Origin of the sequence: Algibacter pectinivorans, from assembly GCF_900112595.1 — a bacterium.
GTDB lineage: Bacteria > Bacteroidota > Bacteroidia > Flavobacteriales > Flavobacteriaceae > Algibacter_B > Algibacter_B pectinivorans.
On record NZ_FOMI01000001.1, the window covers coordinates 81,827 to 100,231 of the forward strand.

The window sequence follows — 18,405 nt, forward strand, 5'->3', positions numbered from 1 at the left end:
GTATGTTATTTTAAAGCAGCTATCCTGCCCTAAAAGGGTAGCTGCTTTTATAAAAAAATAAATTAAAAAATGAAATATAAAATATTAATAGCAACAGCAGTTTTAAACCTCCTTTTTGGATGTTCTAAAGATGAAACGAACACAACAGAAGAAGATCAAATTTTTAATATTGATAAAAACTTAAACCGCCAAACAACAGGAAGTTCGGCAAACGATTTGTTATCGGACGCCACTTTTAAAAGCATGGTTATAGAATTGGTTTATGTTGAAGGTTTTGAGCCCAACCAAAACTCTATTAATGCTTTTGTTTCATTTTTAAATAACAGAACATTTAAACCAAATGGGATAACCGTTGAAAAACGAGAAATTGCATCTCCTGGTAAAGACACTTATACTATTAACGACATTGCAGATATAGAAAAAGCAGAACGTACCCTATATAATACTGCCGATAGAATTGCAGTTTGGGCCCTTTTTATTGATGGTAAATCTAGTAATGATTCTGGATCTAACGTAGTTTTAGGAACAGCATACTGGAACACCTCGTTTGTGATATTTGAAGAAACCCTTCATGGTTTTAGCAATAGCCCTTTTGAACCAGATAGAACTTTACTAGAAACCACAGTTATTAATCATGAATTCGGGCATATTTTAGGACTTACAAATTTAGGAAGTAGCATGCAAGAAGATCATGAAGATGAAGAACACGAAAAACATTGCAATGTAGAAAGCTGTTTAATGTATTGGGCGGCAGAAGCTGGCGCAAACATTTCAAACATGGTAAATATGAGTGCCGCACCGCAACTAGATGCGCAATGTATTGCCGATTTACAAGCCAACGGCGGTAAATAATTATTTTTTTTAAAAAAATTGGTAGGGTAAACAACTTTTTAGTTGTCTTACTTATATAACGCTTAAAAAAGCACATTAAAAACCAAAAACTTTAAAATATGAAATTTTTAAAAAAATCACTATTTATTTTAACAATTAGTCTTTCATTTATTTTAAATGCTCAAGACCATAACACAACTCCAAGCTCGAAAGCTGGACTTAAATTTGGATATAATTTAGCAGCTGTTAGTTTTGATGGCGACACAGAAACCGGACAAAGACATAGTTTCCATGCTGGTTTTTACGGCGAGTCTTTTTTAGCACAAGCTATTGCCTTACAAATTGAATTTCTTTATTCGCAACAAGGCTACGAGTTACAAGATAGCAGTGGCACATTCACCCAAAAATTAGATTATATTAATTTACCGTTATCTTTAAAATTATACCCTACTAAAAGTTTTTTTCTAGAAGCAGGACCACAAGTAGGTTATGCTATTTCTCATAAAGAAGAATTTGAGGGTACTTTCTTTGAAACTAGTCAAGAGTTTGAACCTAATAATTTCGATTGGGGCGTAAACTTTGGTGGTGGTTTTAAATCCGATTCTGGAGTAAGCCTTAGCGTTAGGTACCATTTAGGAATGGGCGATATTTACGATGAAGGCAACCCACAAAATAGAGTTTGGCAAATCTCTCTAGGCTTTGATTTTTAAAAACCTATTGCTATAACTTACAAAAGCTAGTTTAAATATTTAAACTAGCTTTTTTTGTTTTCGTACTGTTTAAGTTTCTTAAGTCTCCCTTTAACATCTTAATGAAATGTTAAAAGTGTAAAAAAGTAAAACCACTCATTTCTTTACTTCGTACGTATGGCTGAATAACAAAAAACTTAAAAAAATTATGAAACCATTAAAATCCAAACCATTTTTAGCAACCATAGCCCTAACATCAATTTTAGCATTCTCTTGTAGTAATGACGACGATGATAACAACATGGATATGGGGTCTTCTAGCTCAACCATGATTTACGCATCAAACAATTCTGATGGTAACGTTACGATATACGATGTAACCGATTCGGCAAATATTACAACAAAAACATTAATTACATCATCTACAGCTGCCGATGGTATATACTTTGATAGCGACACCGATGCTGTAATTCAAGCCTCTCGATCTGGTTTAGGTCTTGAAGGGTTTACAAACATCTCAATGCTTTTAAATAATGCTACTGTAAATGCAGACCTTAATGGATCTACCGATATGTCTAGCCCTAGAGAGCTTGCCGTTAACGGAAACACCTATGTGGTTGCAGATAATGCCGATGTGGATGGCGACGCAAACACACCAGATGGTAAATTATTTATATACACACGTAGCGGAAATTCTTTTACACTAAGAAACACCATTACAACCGATTTTAAACTTTGGGGTATTACATTTAAAGGTAACGACTTATACGCCGTGGTAGATGCTACAAACGAGCTTGCTGTTTACACAAGTTTTTTAGCTAACACAAGCGATGCTACTGTAAGCGCAACAAAAAGAATTGCAATAGAAGGTATTGTTAGAACTCATGGTTTAACCTACGATAGCGCGTCAGATGTTATGGTAATGACGGATATTGCTGCCGCTACTAACGGACAAGACGATGGTGCTTTTCACATTATAGAAAACTTTACAAGTAAATTTAACGATACGGCCAACGGGGCAACCTTAGCTGCATCGCAACAAACAAGAGTATCTGGATCGGCTACACTTTTAGGTAACCCTGTAGATGTTGCTTACGATGCCGATACGCAAACTGTATTTATTGCCGAAGCTGGTAATGGCGGTGGTAGAATTTTAGCCTTTAACAACATTGGTTCTGGCGGAAACATTGCACCTGTAGTTAATAACAGTTTAGCTGCAGCATCTTCAGTATTTATTTCTAAAAACTAAGCATTAAGGCGCTTTGTTATAACTTGAAAAGGGCGTCCTATGGCGCTCTTTTTTTATAAAAAAAATTTTTATTTAAAAAAGCGTAGGGTAAACTATTTGTTAGGTGTCTTATTAATGAAAGCTCATAAAAGAGCCCTTTATAAACTTTAAAATTATAATCATGAACATATTTAAAACAGCCCTTTGTATTTTAACATTAAGTCTAACGTACACGATTAACGCTCAAGACACCACCGCAACAAGCAACACTAAAATTGATAAGGAATCATACTACCAAAAGCGCGCTGCAGAAGATGCCAAATTTGAGCAACAGTTTAAAGCAGAAAATGAAGAAGAAAGCGAAGAGTTTTGGCAAGAGCAAAAAGCTTACGAAAAGGAGTTAAAGAAAAAAGACCGACAAGCTTATAAGGCTTATATGAAAGGCAAAAGAGATGCCTATGCAGAACATTATGAGCATTGCGATAACCATTGTCACCATAACACACATTACTACTCGCATGCCTCGTTTTACTATTACAGATACGATGGCTACTATTATAACAGACAGCCACAAAGAAGAAGCACAATAAACACTCGAGTAAGTTTAGGAGCCCCAAGAGTACGCGTAGGTTTAGGAATATAAAATTGTATTTGGATTAGTCAAAATTTGCCCCAATATCTACCAATAAAAATGCCGCTTAAATTAAGCGGCATTTTTTCATTATGTATGTAGCAATCTGTTATGCATCAATATTTGCATAAATAGCATTCTTTTCAATAAAATCTCTACGCGGTGGTACTTCATCACCCATTAACATAGAGAAAATTCTATCGGCTTCTGTACCGTTATCTATTTGCACTAAACGCATGGTTCTAAACTCTGGATTCATGGTTGTGTCCCAAAGTTGCTCTGCGTTCATTTCTCCAAGACCTTTATAACGTTGTATTTTAGATCCATCTCCAAATTCCGAAACGATTTCATCTCGTTCGGCATCAGACCAAGCATATTGTTTTTTAGCACCACGTTTCACTAAGTATAAAGGCGGCGTTGCAATATAAATATGTCCGTTTTCAATTAACTCCTTCATATATCTAAAGAAGAACGTTAAAATTAGCGTTGCAATGTGGCTACCATCAATATCGGCATCACACATTATCACTACTTTATGATATCTTAATTTAGACAGGTTTAACGCTTTACTATCTTCTTCGGTACCAATGGTAACACCAAGTGCAGTAAAGATATTTTTAATCTCTTCGTTTTCAAAAACCTTATGCGTCATGGCTTTTTCAACATTCAAAATCTTACCACGTAATGGCAAAATAGCTTGAAACGCTCTATCACGACCTTGTTTTGCAGTTCCACCTGCCGAATCTCCCTCAACAAGGAATACTTCACATTTTTCTGGATCTTGTTCAGAACAGTCACTTAATTTTCCTGGTAAACCACCAATACTCATTACCGTTTTACGCTGTACCATATCACGCGCTTTTTGCGCGGCATGACGTGCTTGTGCTGCCAAAATCACTTTTTGCACAATCGTTTTAGCATCGTCCGGATTTTCTTCTAAGTAATCGGTTAGCATTTCAGAAACGGCTTGACTTACCGATGCCGATACTTCTCTATTACCAAGTTTAGTTTTTGTTTGACCTTCAAACTGAGGCTCCTGCACTTTTACCGAAACAATAGCCGTTAAACCTTCTCTAAAATCATCACCTGCAATATCAAATTTTAGCTTATCAAGCATTCCAGACTCATCAGCATACTTTTTTAAGGTATGTGTTAAACCACGACGGAAACCAGATAAATGCGTTCCACCTTCATGCGTATTAATATTATTCACATAAGAGTGTAAGTTTTCGGCGTAAGAGGTGTTGTAAATCATGGCAACCTCAACCGGCACACCATTCTTTTCACCTTCAAAAGCAATAACATCTTTCATTAAAGGTTCGCGAGTTGCATCTAAATACTTGATAAACTCTTTTAAACCTTCATCAGAATGAAATGTTTCACCCTCAAACTCGCCATCTTCCTTTTTAGATCTTCTATCAATTAAATGAACCGTAATCCCTTTATTTAAAAACGCTAATTCACGTAAACGACTAGCAAGCGTATCATAACTATACTCTAAAGTTTGTGTAAAAATGGTAGGGTCTGGCTTAAAAGTTACTGTAGTTCCTCTTTTTTCCGTTTCACCAATTTGTTTAACAGGATATAAGGCTTTACCGCGCTCATATTCTTGCTCCCAAATTTCACCTTTTCTGTAAACCGTAGCTTTTAAACTAACCGATAAAGCATTCACACAACTTACACCAACACCGTGCAGTCCACCAGAAACTTTATAAGAATCCTTATCAAACTTACCACCGGCTCCAATTTTAGTCATTACAACCTCAAGTGCAGACACGCCTTCTTTTTTGTGTAAATCTACAGGAATACCACGACCATCATCTTCGGTAGTAATCGAGTTATCTTCATTAATAATTACTGTAATATTATTACAATGTCCAGCTAAAGCCTCATCAATCGAGTTATCAACTACCTCGTAAACTAAATGGTGTAAACCACGAACTCCTACGTCTCCAATATACATGGACGGACGCATACGTACGTGCTCCATACCCTCTAATGCCTGAATACTATCAGCCGAATAATTATGCTCGTTAAAAGCCTCTTTCTCTTCGCTCATATTATTTATTTCTATAATTATTTAATTTTTAAAAACACCACAAATTATTTTGGGCGTTACCCTAAAGGGTCGGGCTTTACGTTTCAAGTCCTCGCACCTCCTTCGTCGGGCTGTGGGCTTTTCACTGCAATCCCTAACGCATTCATTTGCTAAATTCAAGCTCAAAACCAATCCTAATTTCTATTTGCCAGAGCTAATATTTAACTTTAAATGATCCCGATTTTCATCGGGATTAATTCAACTTACTGTTTTAATTTCGGTTTTTCAACCTCTTTAAAACAGAGTTTCATTAACACAAAAAAAGACGCCTTATAGCATCCTTCTGAATACAAACAAATATACGAATTTATTAGGCTTTTAAAAAGCTTTTTAGCGCACCTAAACAATAGTTATCAACAATTGTTAATTATCTAAAAGTTGCTTAAATCGACTAAAAACAGCCTTAAAATAGATTCTAACACTTTTTAACCAACTTAATTTCACAAAAAAAGCAAAACCGCCTATAACAAGCTAAAATCACATTTATTTAAACACAAAACACATAGCAAATACGCCCATGTTTTAGTATTTTCGTACTACATTTATTACCGCTAACTATTAACACTTAATTTTATGAAAACAAAACTACTCATTTTAGCTTGCCTTTGCACCATTTTTAGCTTTGGGCAAACGGTATCGACGTACCAAAGTACACCCAACACCAATTTCACTATTTTAACACCTACAACAGGTATAGACCAATCGGCTACCGGCGCCAATGCTAATTGGACTTTTAACAATTTAACCCCAGGAAACACCTATGTAGATACCTATACAACACCAACGGCAACTCAATTAACAACCTACCCAGGCACAACCAATGTGCTTACAATAATTAATGAAGCAGTTACCTCTAACCCTAATCAGTTTTTTATAGCAGAAAGCGACACAGGAACAGCCATTACAGGAATTTCTCAAGGCGATATCCAATTAAATTACGACACAGAAAATGCATTTATTGGCTTGTTCCCCATGAGCTTTGAAACAAATAACTCTGGCCCCGTATCTGGTAGTTTCACTTACCAAGGTAACAACGGCACATTTACAGGTACATTTTCTGCTTCCATTGAGGCCTATGGTACGCTAACCATAGGAACAACATATAGCGAAACAGTTACACGCATGCGTATAGACCAAAATTTAAGTTTTAGCATTCCTCCAACATTTAATGATATTGGAACTCTAACACAAACCGTCTATTACTACTTTAATAATACAACAAACAATATGGATTTTAGATTTAGCAATACCAATGTTGTATCTACCATTTTAAATATAAACCAAACCTCCGAATCTTTCGAGTTTAACACCACAGATAACACGCTATCTAGCAAGGATTTTAATTTAGCTGCCCTTACAAAATTATACCCAAATCCCGCACAAAATGCAATACGCGTTAACATACCAAATAACGAGACAGTAAAATCATTTTTAATATACGACAACCAAGGGCGAATTGTATCTACCAGAAGTGAACACCATAACAACATTGATATAAGCAACCTAAATACTGGTCTATATTTCCTGAATATTCAAACCAATTCCGGGAAGGTTTTTAATAAAAAGTTTGTTAAAAACTAAAAGATCGTTTTAACCTAAAACTAAAAATTAGTGCAGATTACTGAAAGACTATTTACGTAACTTTAAGTTTCTTAATAATCTCATAATTAAGCTTAGGATATTTATTAAAATAGTGTATAGTCTATTTATTCTGCCTATATTTGGGCGCATTAATATAACAATGACAAATAATAACAATAATAATAATTTCAATAATCCTAATTTATAGGGTCCGGAAGGTTATTGTTTAAAAATATATAAAGCCTTCCTTATTTTGGAAGGCTTTTTTTATAGATACCAATTAGTATCTCAATTTAAAATTAAAAGACATGAGTAAAATTATGACAGTCGACGTATTGTCGAGTATTAAAGGAGCGCAGCCATCAGAAGCGGTTAACAAACTATTTGAAGTTATTAAAAACGCTAATACATCAAATAATAATGCTTCCAATAATCATAATAACGCCGTGTCTTTAAACGATTTAAGAGACGATGTAGTTGTAGATAGTTCGGCTACCGAAAAACAAATCATCATCGAAAACTTTCCAAAAGAAAAAAACGGCTATTTAGTAGTTTCTAAAGTTATAGAAGAATAATTATGAGTTCTCAAATACACAGTATTCATCAGCAATTGGTGAACAAAGACATAACTTGTACCGCTCTGGTTCAAGAAAAATTAGATCTTTTAAAACAAAACACAAACAATACGGTAAATGCATTGCTAGATACTTTAGCTCTAGATTTAGCCGCAAAAGTAGACGCTAAAATTGCAAATGGCGAAACCATTGGCCTGTTAGAAGGTATCCCTTTTGGAATTAAAGATGTGTATATGGTTCAAGGCACGTACACAACAGCAAGTTCAGATTTACTTAAAAATTACAAATCGGCATACACAGCAACGGCCATCCAAAAATTATTAGATGCCGGAGCCATTCCGTTGGTAAAAGAAAACTGCGATAGTTTTGGTCATGGTTCTTCTAGCGAAAACACCATTTTTGGCGCCGTAAAAAACGCTATTAACCCAGACTTAGTTGGTGGTGGTTCTAGTGGTGGTTCTGCAGTAAACGTAGCTAAAGATTACACGGTATTTTCTATTGGTGGCGATACTGGTGGTTCTGTACGTCAGCCAGCTGGTTACAATAATGTGTATGGTTTAAAACCAACTTACGGGCGTATTTCTCGCTACGGTTTAATGGCCTACGCATCGTCAACAGACTGTGTTGGTCCTATTGCTAAATCTATAGAGGATATTCGTATTGTACTTAACGTAATGAGTGGTAAAGATGCTAAAGATCAAACCACTTACGCTTCCGCGGAAATTACGCCAGATAGCATTGCAAATTCCAACACCATTAAAACCGTTGGATATTTCAAGAATTTTATTGAAAACGATTCTATTGATGCTACTATTAAAGCAGATTTTTTAGCAACCATCGAAAAAATAAAAGCTAAAGGCATTGCCGTTAAAGCTTTAGATTTCTTTGAATCTGAAACCTTGGTATCAACCTACTATACTTTGGCTATGGCCGAAACCGCATCTAACCTATCAAGATTAGACGGTACAAATTACGGTAACCGTATTGAATCTGATAATTTAAAAGAAACCTACGCCGTTACGCGTTCAGAGAATTTTTCGGAAGAAACAAAACGTAGAATTGTTGGTGGCAACCAGGTGTTATCTCAAGGATTTTCAGATGCTATTTATTTAAAAGGCTTAGCCCTAAGAGATGCTATTGCAGAAAATTTCGAAAAAGATTTTTCGGCAGTAGATATTATCATTTCTCCGGTTACACCTAACACGCCGCCTAAAATTGGCGATAGTTTAAAAGACCCACACGCCATGTATTTAAGCGATGCCTACACCGTTGGTTTTAGTTTGGGGCAATTACCAACCTTAACGGTACCTCAAGGCACTGCAACAGGCCTGCAAATTACGGCAGCAAAAAATAACGACGAACTTGTTTTGAAGTTTGCTAACTTCTTAAAAGATACGATATAATGGATTTAGAGCAATTAAACGACGCACTTAAAAAACACGAATTAGAGTTAGTTATCGGTCTGGAAACCCACGTTCGATTAAACACTAAAACCAAATTATTTTGTTCTTGTACTAACCAAGAAATAGAACAACCAAATCAAAATATTTGTTCGGTTTGTACAGGGCAAATGGGTGTTTTACCTGCCATAAATAAAGAGGCTATTACTAAGGCTATTTATTTTGGAAAGGCTGTAAAATCGACTTTTAGTAACGAGGTTATTTCTTGGGATAGAAAGCATTACGAGTATCCAGACAACCCGAAAAACATACAAATTACACAGTTTCATAATCCGGTAATTCCAGACGGACAAGTGTCTTGTTTCCGTAATGATGGTTCGCAATTTACCGTTAACTTAACGCAAGTGCATATCGAGGAAGATGCTGCGAAATTGATGCACGAGAAAAAAATCTCGTTAGTCGATTTTAATAAAGCCGGTGTACCGTTAATTGAAATTGTAACCGAGCCATGTGTGCGTCATATCGAAGATGCTTCAACCTACGCACAGTACATTCAGCGTATTGTTCAAAACTTAGGCATTTCTGAAGCTAACCTTGAAAAAGGAGAATTTAAATCGGATGTTTCTGTATCGCTTCGTAAAAAACACGATTATAATTTAAACCCACGTACCGAAATAAAAAACTTAAACTCGTTTAAGTTTATGGTCGATGCGTTAAAAGAAGAAGTTGAAAAACAACTTAACTATTTCTTAGAGCATAAAGAATTTAGACCAGACCAAACCACCGTGTTATGGGATGCAGAACTTAAGCAAACCAAAACCATGCGTAAAAAGGAATTCGAGGCCGATTACCGTTTTATTTCGGAGCCCGATTTACCTTTTGTAAGCATAAAAGATGTGGTTGAATCTATCGATGTCGATTTAAGCACTTTACCCTTTGCAGTAGAATCTATTTTAATAAAAGGTGGCGTATTACCACAAGATGCTAAGTTTTTTACAGCCGATTCATTGCGTTCTGAAACCTTTGTAGCGATAAACAATGTGTTAAAAGAACCATCTTTTGTTGCAAAAACCTTAACGAATAATATAAAAGCAGAAGACTATACAAAAATAGAAAATGTTTCAGATTTTACTGCCATATTCAGCCTGTTTAAAGATGATAAAGTTACGTCTGTTTTAGCACAAAACGCTATTAAATCGGTATTAGAAAACCCTAGTTTCGATTACAAAACATATTTTGAAGCGAATACCATTTCAGAATCTAAAATTGAAGATGCTATAGCCAAGGTCATTTCAGAAAACGAAGCCGTAGCAAACGATATTAAAGCAGGAAACCAAGGGAAAGCAGGTATTCTTGTTGGAAAAGTTATTGGTATTATTGGTAAAGGTGCCTCAGGAAAAGTAATTCGCGAGGGCATTTTAAGTGCACTTGCAGGAAATGAAGGCGCAAGCACGACAACCGAAAACGCAAGCACACAACAACCAATAACAAACAACCAACAACCAGTAACCAAAACAGAAGAAGTTCTACCAGAAATTCCGATTGTTGTAAAGGACGAATACAGAACACACGTTATCTCTGATATTTCGGACGATAGTATTTCTGAAAACGTAACACTTTCCGGTTGGGTGTCTAGTGTGCGCGACCATGGCGAATTAATGTTTATCGATTTACGCGATTCTAGCACACAGGTATTTCAAGTTCGATTAAGTAGAGAATCGTTTGCTAATCTAGATGAGTTAGTAAAACTGAAACCAGAATCGGTTATTACAGTTTCTGGAACCATCATGCAACGTAAGGAGGATGATTATAACGCGGCTTTAAGAACCGGTAAAATTGAATTAGAAGCCAAAGATTTAGAAATTTTAAACCTTTCTAAAACCTTACCTTTTGAAATAAAAAGAGCTACCAAAACCAACGAAACGGTTCGTTTTCAATATAAATATCTAGATCATAGAAATGATGATGTTCGTAGAGCTATTGTAAATCGCCATAAGGTAATTAAAATGATGCGTGATATTTTGGACGACCAAGAGTTCCTTGAAATTGAAACGCCTATTTTAAGTGCAGGAACCGATGAGGGTGCGCGCGAATTTATTGTACCAACACGTAAGCAAGCCGGTTCGTTTTACACGCTTCCGCAGGCACCACAACAGTTTAAACAAATGTTGATGGTAAGTGGTTACGAAAAGTATTTCCAGATAGCACGTTGTTTTAGAGATGAAGATTCTAGAGGCGATCGCCAACCAGAATTTACACAATTAGATATTGAAATGGCGTACGCTAGCATGCAACAAATTATCGATTTAAACACAAATATGTTTAATGCTATTGTTGAAAAAATATATGGTAAAAAATGGATATTACGTCCATTTGAAGTGATTACCTATAAGGAAGCCATGGACAGTTATGGCTGCGATAGGCCAGATTTACGTTTTGGTTTAAAACTACAAGACATTACAGAGTTTGTAAAAGATACCACCTTCCAAGTGTTTAGCAAACCTATTGAAGAAGGCGGTATTGTAAAATGTATTAAAGTTTCGGCTGAAGAGCAAGGAAACAAACGCTTATCGAAAGGGCAAATTGAAAAACTAACCACTTTAGCACAAAGTCATGGTCTTGGTGGTTTAGCGTACATTATTGTAAACGAAAACGATTTACAATCGCCAATTATTAAGTTTTTAGGCGAAGATATTGCCGCAGCAATCATTAAAACAACCAACGCACAAGTTGGTGATATTGTATTCTTTTCGGCAGCAGATTATGCAACAGCCAACAAAGCTTTAGATGCTGTACGCCAAGAATTAGGTAAAATGTTACGTTTGATTAACCCTAAGGAATTAAGACCTGCTTGGGTTATTGATTTCCCTATGTTTGAAAAAACAGACGAAGGCCGTTGGACGTTTACACACAACCCGTTCTCTATGCCAGCTATTTATGATATTGAAAAACACATGAATGGTAAGGAAGAAGAAATTGGAAGCATTATTGCCCAGCAATACGATTTAATTTTAAATGGTTACGAAATTGGTGGTGGTTCTGTGCGTGCGCACAAACCTGAAATTTTAGAGGCTACATATAAAAACATGGGCTACAACAAAGAAGAAATGATGAAAAGTGTTGGCACCATGTATAAAGCGTTCCATTATGGGGCACCACCACACGGCGGCATTGCTTGGGGTGTAGATAGATTAATGATGATTTTAGAGAAAAAAGCATCTATTAGAGAAGTTATGGCGTTCCCAAAAACAGGAACTAGTGAAGATTTACTCTTTGGAGCTCCTTCTCCTCTATCTGATAAAAAGGTTGAAGAAATGAACGTAAGAATTCTAAAAAAATAAACTGTAATTTGCTCCTATGAAATTGACATACCTTTTACTGCTAATAAGTTTAAGTGCGTTTGCACAAACATGGCAAGCGGCTCCTAATATTGTTACGAATACCGATGGTACCCGTTTTGACGATGTGTTTTTTTTAAACGACAATTTAGGTTGGGCAGCAAATGGGCAACATGGTGCTATTTTTAAAACTACCGATGGTGGTTTAAACTGGACCGAACAATTAAACCATTCGGAGTTACCAGGCAATAATAAGTATTTTAGAAATGTTGAATTTTTAAACGAAAACATTGGCTTTGTAGGGACTTTAAACGGTGCCTTTTACAAAACGGTTGATGGTGGCGATAACTGGACAGAGGTTAGCATAAGCCCTAACCCAAATGCTATTTGCGGTATAAATGCTGTGGGAAGCTCTACAATTTATGGTTGTGGTGCTTATTTTCAACCGGCACACCTTATAAAATCGACCGATAGTGGCGAAACCTGGACTTATACCGATATGTCTGCCTATGCCAATGCCTTAGTAGAAGTTAAATTTTTAGACGAATTAAACGGTTTTGCGGCCGGTAGAAACAATACAGGCGCTATTGTATTAAAAACAACCGATGGTGGCGTTACATGGTCTAACATTTACCAAGCCACTATTTCTGGCGAATACGTATGGAAACTCCAAATTCTATATGGTAATCCTAATGTAATGTTTGGAGCCATTTATACCTCGCAAGCAAACCCAGGGAAACTTATAAAATCATTGGATGGTGGTGTTACATGGACAAGCCATGATGCTCCAGAAAGCGGCGTTGAAGCTGTTGGGTTTATTTCGGAAACTAAAGGCTGGATGGGAGGCCACACAACAGGTTTTCATGAAACCAACGATGGCGGACTCACTTGGACCGACTTAAACATTGGCGGTAACTTAAACCGTATTTTTGTAATAAATAGCACCTTGGCTTATGCTGCAGGAGCATCGGTTTACAAATACACCACACAAACACTACGCACTAACAATTCGGAAATTTACAGAAAAGATCTTGATATTACCTTATCTAAAAACCCTGTGGATAAGCAGTTGGAATTTACCATAAATTATAATGTTGGCGATAATATACTTATTGAACTATATAGCAGTACAGGCGCCTTTATAAAGCAGTTAACAAGAGACTCGGTAAAGAATAAAAGCAGTAAAACCTACTCGTTTAGCGTAAACGATTTAGCTTCTGGATATTATATATTAGATTTCCATAGTAATACAGGTCGTACCGCTAAAAAGTTTATTAAATTGTAATTAGTTATTTATAATTACGGGTGGTATAACTCCCAATAAAAAGAGCCTAGTTTTAAACGACTAGGCTCGTTTTATTTTTGTAAGAAAATTTAATTATATTTACCGGATAACAACGACAAAAAACTAACTATATCATGTTTTATTTCCGGGATATGAAACATAGATGTAATTATATAACGAGTTGCCAGTAATTAAAAAAACAAGACCTGAATGAAAAGTCTCTATAAACTGAATAAAATTTTAGAAATTATATTATTTGGAATTTCTGTCTTTTTAGTTACATATTTATCAAATGAAAAATTTTATTGGTGGTTAGCATTAGCGTCTGCGATAATTATATTCTTAGAAATAGTTTTGAAAAATAGTGAGTATAATTTCATTTTAAAGAGAGCGCATAGAAGAGAAAAAAAATTAAAGAACAAGAAGATAATGGAATCACGAACCATTACTTTATGAGAAACTCATCTTCTAAAAATAATCGAAATATTGAAATCTCAAACTCAATCGATTGTTCTAATGAACTTCATTTAATAGCGGAAACGGGAAAATCATATTTGGATATTGCTACGGATAGACATTGGAAAAATATAAAAGCAAAATTAGACAATGGAATACATTTTCGCGTTTTACTAGTTAACCCTACTTGCAAAAATAAAAAGGTAAGAAATAGGCTTAATAATATCGAAGGAGAAACCGATAGAAAATTGGATTTAACTAACCTTAAGCGACTAAATGATAAATATGATAATTTAGAAATTAGATTCACTAATCAAATATATTGCTCATTGTTCTTTACAGATAAATATATGATTTATGACCCATATCATTTAGGTAAAGTAGGAGATAGAATTGAAAATAATTTTATTGCTATTGAGTTTGAAAGTGATAATCAAAATTATAATATTCTAAAAAGTCATTTTAATAACTCGTGGAGCCTTTCAAAAGATTTTGAAGATATTGTTGAATAATGAAAAGACTAATAATTACCTATAATCAAAATTGCAATTTGAAATGCAAGTTTTGTTACATTGACTTTCATTATCAAAAAATAGAAGACAAAACCAATGAAATAGTTGCAAAAGCAATCGAATATGGCTTCGATATAATAACTTTTGGAGGTGGAGATTCCTTTAGTAAGAAAACATTTCGTACTGCGTGCAAATTAGCTAAAGAGAATAATATTATAACTCACGTAGATACAAATGCCAAAGCAATAAATGATTCTGACATAGATTATATTAATCAATATGTTGATTTATTAGGGATTTCTTTAGATGCAATTGGTGAAGATTATGACAAATTTAGAGAGTCTAAAAATCTATTCCAAAAAGTCGATTTAATAATCAAAAAACTTGAAGAAAAAATAAATATTCCAATAAAAATAAATACAATAGTAACGAAATTAAATTCCCATAATATCTCTGAAATTGGAGATTACATAATGAAATTTAAGAATATTAAACGATGGAGTTTATATCAATTTTTTCCACTTTCTGTAGCGAGAAAAGAAAAAGACAAATATGAAATTAGTGAATATGACTTTGACTTACTTACACAGCATTTAAATATTAATAAACCAAATTTAAATGTTGAGCTTTTTAAATTTAAAGACAGAGTTGATGGATATCTATTCTGCGATGAACAAGGCTTCATTTACACTAATTCAATAAATGGTAATTACGAAAAGCTATATTCTATTTTTGACAAAGATTTTAAAAATAAAACAGATAACATAAAAGGAAAAATTAATCCAAAAACAATTCACAGATATAAATAACTACTGGCAACACCGTATATAATTTATTGCTAGTTCTAGCCTACTTACGAAAATCCTCGCGGATTTTCTATTCAGTTTTTATTTGCTAAATTTAGTACTTAAACCACGCAACAAACCATATACAACAACGTTGTACATAATTATGAAGAAAATCCTGCTTAAAATTGTTTTACCGATAATATTAATAGTTTTTTTATTGTGGTTTCTTCGAATGGATATAAAATACCTTTTTTTAAATTCTCAAGTAATTTATTGGTCTGATGATGTTGAAATATCAGAATCGGATTTCACAGACGACATTAATTTGACTTCAAAATCTGATATTTCTTATTTCCATGGTCTGATGATAAAAAAAACATACATCCAAAAAGCAAATGTGAAAGCCGTGTTTTACAAAAATAAATCATGGATAAAAAACTCAGCTGACTTCAAGAAAGAATACAAACTTCAAAAAGTTGTATTTGACCTTTATGAAGCTTACGCAAAAAAATATAATAAGGAAATTAAACAGTTCAGAAATGAAAATAAAACTGATTTAACTTTTCCTGAATTAAAGGAAATCGGAAAACCTATTTTCGCTGATTTATTTGCGACAGAAGATTCAATTTTTAATACTAATATGGAATTTAGCCATTTAGTGGAGTTTTGGAGATTTAAAATTGATAAATTGTTGGTAGAAGAATAACTATGTACAACATGCGTATAAAACATATAAAAAGTTGTAAATTCATACAAAAACAACCTCAGCCCTAATAAAATTCACCTTTTTTATTTAAGGCAGACAAATAGTCTTTTAAAGCATGAGTAAGCCGCAACAGTAAGCGCGTTAGGGATAGTAACGAATAGCCCACAGCCTGACGTAGGAAGTGCGAGGACTTGCAGTGAATAGCCCGACCGCTTGCCCTGAGTGCAGACGAAGGGCGTGGTAACGCCCTAATTAAAAGTATAGAAACCTAGCTATTTATCTTCATTGGTTTCGGACATGTAGTACAACTGTTTTAAACTCTTTTTAAGCAACCTAAACCTAAACACACCTATTATAAAAAAGATGGCACTAAAGGCTAAGGATACAAAGGCTAGGTATTTAAAATTAGGATACCCTTTTAATTGAAAAAAGCCAATACTTCCTAATAGTAAATATAGCGACGACCTTATGTAAGATAACAGGGTACGCTCGTTTGCTAATCGGGTGCGTTCTATGGCCAAATAATCTCTTAAAATTACTTTTTCGTCTGGTTTAAAATCGCGTCCAAATTTTAAAAGTTTCATTATTTTCAATTTTAATTCTTTATAAAAATACATTTTTTAAAGCAACCTGTATAGTCATGCTTAAGGATTTTAATTTGAATACTAGCTAATTGCAAACTTTAACATTAGCTAACCAGTTTTATAAAAACATTAAGACTTTTTTGGTTTAATTTTAAACTTTAATAAAAACAAAAAAATAGATTATGAAAAAAACAACCTTATTATCAACCCTTGCTTTTGCGTTTGTAATGTTATTAACAACAACGGTAAGCGCTCAAAAATTTTCGAAATTAGATAAAAGTCCTTTAGACGTAACATTTTACAGGACAGATAGAAGCAAACCTGCTTTTGTAAAAGTTGTTTATAGTCGTCCGTTTTTAAAGGGCCGCGAATTAAGTAAACTGGCTCCTAACGGAGAGGTTTGGAGAACTGGCGCTAACGAAGCTGCAGATATTACCATTTATAAAGACATGAAAATTGGTGGTAAAAGTATTGCTGCTGGTACGTACTCGTTATTTACTATTCCTGGAGAAAAAGAATGGACTATTATTTTAAGCAATGATGTAAATACATGGGGTGCTTACACATACAAAGAGGCCAATGATGTTTTAAGAATAACAGCACCCGTTAGCAAAGATGATTCGTCGTTAGAAAACTTTTCTATTACCTTTGAAAGTAATGATGCCGGTGCAGACATGTACTTAGGTTGGGGCACTACAAGAGTAGCTGTGCCGTTTATGAATTAAATATATGTATCCATAAAAAAAGTTCCGATAGCTACAAGTTAGTTATCGGAACTTTTTTTTATTAAAATACTTTAAAAACGTAACCTAAAAGCCAATATAGTATAAGGAAAACAAAAAAGGTTCCTATACATCCACATTTGCCGCCTCCTATTTTTTTTGCTCCCCAAGCCGCTCCAATAATTCTCAATAATTTTTCCATAATCGAATGTTTTTATAGCTCAAAAATACATTACAATTCATACTTTACTTGTCTTAAATCGTAAAAAGTTTAACACAAATACAGTTATGGTACTTTAGGGAATATTTAAATATTTATGAGTTTGTAAAGACACTTTCCATTTTGGATGTTTCATTACATAATCAACAATTTCTGGCACCACTTTATCGCGTTTACTCCACTCCGGCTGCAAGTATAAAATACAATTATCGTTTACTTTAGCTGCTTGTTCTTCAGCAAAACGAAAATCGTCTTTATTATAAATAATCATTTTTAACTCGTGGGCATGATCGTAAACTTCTTTGGTAGGAAGTTTCATTTTTTTAGGCGATAAACAAATCCAATCCCATATACCTGTTAGTTTATATGCTCCAGAGGTTTCGATATGTGTTTGTAAGCCTTCTGCTTTTAATTGGGTTGTTAAAGGCGTCATATCCCAAGTTAAGGGCTCACCACCAGTAACCACAATAGTACTACTATACGATTTAGCGGCTGCTACTATTTTAGTTGTTTCGGTAGGTGGATGTAAATTAGCATTCCAGCTTTCCTTAACATCGCACCAATGGCATCCTACATCGCAACCACCTATTCGAACAAAATAGGCTGCGGTTCCTTTATGAAACCCTTCGCCTTGAATAGTATAAAACTCTTCCATTAGGGGTAACATTTCCCCTTTCTCCACCATTTGCTTTACAACTTCATTCATCCCAAAAAAAATTTAGTGTGCAAATGTACATATATTTACAGAAATGACTTAGTAA

At 34.5% G+C, this 18,405-nt stretch carries 17 protein-coding genes; 13 read left to right on the forward strand and 4 right to left on the reverse strand.

Annotation, left to right across the window (positions count from 1 at the left end; all coding sequences use genetic code 11):
- Window positions 1–69: 69 nt before the first annotated feature.
- From BMY96_RS00325 to BMY96_RS00340, 4 genes are all read left to right on the forward strand, one after another.
- The gene (locus BMY96_RS00325) at window positions 70–852 is read left to right on the forward strand and encodes a zinc metalloprotease (protein ID WP_092847627.1); all 783 of its coding nucleotides are present in this window, start codon (window positions 70–72) and stop codon (window positions 850–852) included.
- A gap of 98 nt (window positions 853–950) precedes the next feature.
- Entirely contained in the window at window positions 951–1,541 is a 591-nt protein-coding gene (locus BMY96_RS00330) for a porin family protein (protein WP_092847629.1), read from the forward strand.
- Window positions 1,542–1,728: 187 nt separating this feature from the next.
- Window positions 1,729–2,769, forward strand: coding sequence for a hypothetical protein (locus BMY96_RS00335; RefSeq protein ID WP_175473482.1), 1,041 nt, complete (start codon window positions 1,729–1,731; stop codon window positions 2,767–2,769).
- 160 nt (window positions 2,770–2,929) lie between these two features.
- A complete protein-coding gene (locus tag BMY96_RS00340) occupies window positions 2,930–3,391 on the forward strand; it encodes a hypothetical protein (protein WP_092847634.1) in 462 nt (153 codons plus the stop codon).
- 97 nt (window positions 3,392–3,488) lie between these two features.
- Here the strand turns inward: BMY96_RS00340 and gyrB are convergent, their stop codons facing one another.
- Window positions 3,489–5,438 carry a DNA topoisomerase (ATP-hydrolyzing) subunit B gene (gene gyrB, locus BMY96_RS00345; protein WP_092847636.1) on the reverse strand — a complete coding sequence of 650 codons (1,950 nt, stop codon included), beginning with the start codon at window positions 5,436–5,438 and terminating at the stop codon, window positions 3,489–3,491.
- A 612-nt stretch (window positions 5,439–6,050) separates the two neighbouring features.
- On the opposite strand from gyrB, the gene BMY96_RS00350 reads away from it, so the two are divergent.
- The 8 genes from BMY96_RS00350 to BMY96_RS00390 all read left to right on the forward strand — a co-directional run bounded on the left by BMY96_RS00350 (window position 6,051) and on the right by BMY96_RS00390 (window position 16,118).
- Window positions 6,051–7,058 carry a T9SS type A sorting domain-containing protein gene (locus BMY96_RS00350; RefSeq protein ID WP_092847640.1) on the forward strand — a complete coding sequence of 336 codons (1,008 nt, stop codon included), beginning with the start codon at window positions 6,051–6,053 and terminating at the stop codon, window positions 7,056–7,058.
- Between the two features lie 308 nt (window positions 7,059–7,366).
- Window positions 7,367–7,633, forward strand: a complete 267-nt coding sequence (locus tag BMY96_RS00355) for an Asp-tRNA(Asn)/Glu-tRNA(Gln) amidotransferase subunit GatC (RefSeq protein WP_175473483.1) — start codon at window positions 7,367–7,369, stop codon at window positions 7,631–7,633.
- A gap of 2 nt (window positions 7,634–7,635) precedes the next feature.
- Window positions 7,636–9,036 (forward strand): amidase family protein, encoded by a 1,401-nt coding sequence (locus tag BMY96_RS00360; protein WP_092847643.1) that lies wholly within the window; start codon window positions 7,636–7,638, stop codon window positions 9,034–9,036.
- Window positions 9,036–12,374, forward strand: coding sequence for a bifunctional amidotransferase subunit GatB/aspartate--tRNA ligase AspS (gene gatB/aspS / locus BMY96_RS00365; RefSeq protein ID WP_092847645.1), 3,339 nt, complete (start codon window positions 9,036–9,038; stop codon window positions 12,372–12,374). Before BMY96_RS00360 ends, gatB/aspS begins: the two co-directional genes overlap by 1 nt.
- Before the next feature lie 16 nt (window positions 12,375–12,390).
- Window positions 12,391–13,656, forward strand: a complete 1,266-nt coding sequence (locus BMY96_RS00370) for a YCF48-related protein (RefSeq protein WP_092847648.1) — start codon at window positions 12,391–12,393, stop codon at window positions 13,654–13,656.
- A gap of 452 nt (window positions 13,657–14,108) precedes the next feature.
- A complete protein-coding gene (locus BMY96_RS00380; RefSeq protein WP_092847652.1) occupies window positions 14,109–14,624 on the forward strand; it encodes a hypothetical protein in 516 nt (171 codons plus the stop codon).
- Window positions 14,624–15,433, forward strand: coding sequence for a radical SAM protein (locus BMY96_RS00385; RefSeq protein ID WP_092847654.1), 810 nt, complete (start codon window positions 14,624–14,626; stop codon window positions 15,431–15,433). The genes BMY96_RS00380 and BMY96_RS00385 overlap by 1 nt, the downstream gene beginning before the upstream one ends.
- Before the next feature lie 142 nt (window positions 15,434–15,575).
- The gene (locus tag BMY96_RS00390; RefSeq protein WP_092847657.1) at window positions 15,576–16,118 is read left to right on the forward strand and encodes a hypothetical protein; all 543 of its coding nucleotides are present in this window, start codon (window positions 15,576–15,578) and stop codon (window positions 16,116–16,118) included.
- Window positions 16,119–16,390: 272 nt separating this feature from the next.
- On the opposite strand, the gene BMY96_RS00395 is transcribed toward BMY96_RS00390, so the two are convergent.
- The gene (locus BMY96_RS00395; RefSeq protein ID WP_092848737.1) at window positions 16,391–16,702 is read right to left on the reverse strand and encodes a DUF202 domain-containing protein; all 312 of its coding nucleotides are present in this window, start codon (window positions 16,700–16,702) and stop codon (window positions 16,391–16,393) included.
- Between the two features lie 182 nt (window positions 16,703–16,884).
- Between BMY96_RS00395 and BMY96_RS00400 the strand changes: the two genes are divergently transcribed.
- Window positions 16,885–17,427 (forward strand): DUF2911 domain-containing protein, encoded by a 543-nt coding sequence (locus BMY96_RS00400; RefSeq protein ID WP_092847659.1) that lies wholly within the window; start codon window positions 16,885–16,887, stop codon window positions 17,425–17,427.
- 61 nt (window positions 17,428–17,488) lie between these two features.
- Here BMY96_RS00400 and BMY96_RS15895 read toward each other — a convergent pair whose 3' ends face one another.
- Window positions 17,489–17,626 (reverse strand): hypothetical protein, encoded by a 138-nt coding sequence (locus tag BMY96_RS15895; protein ID WP_172625824.1) that lies wholly within the window; start codon window positions 17,624–17,626, stop codon window positions 17,489–17,491.
- 94 nt (window positions 17,627–17,720) lie between these two features.
- Entirely contained in the window at window positions 17,721–18,350 is a 630-nt protein-coding gene (locus tag BMY96_RS00405; RefSeq protein WP_092847662.1) for a 7-carboxy-7-deazaguanine synthase QueE, read from the reverse strand.
- Window positions 18,351–18,405: the final 55 nt, after the last annotated feature.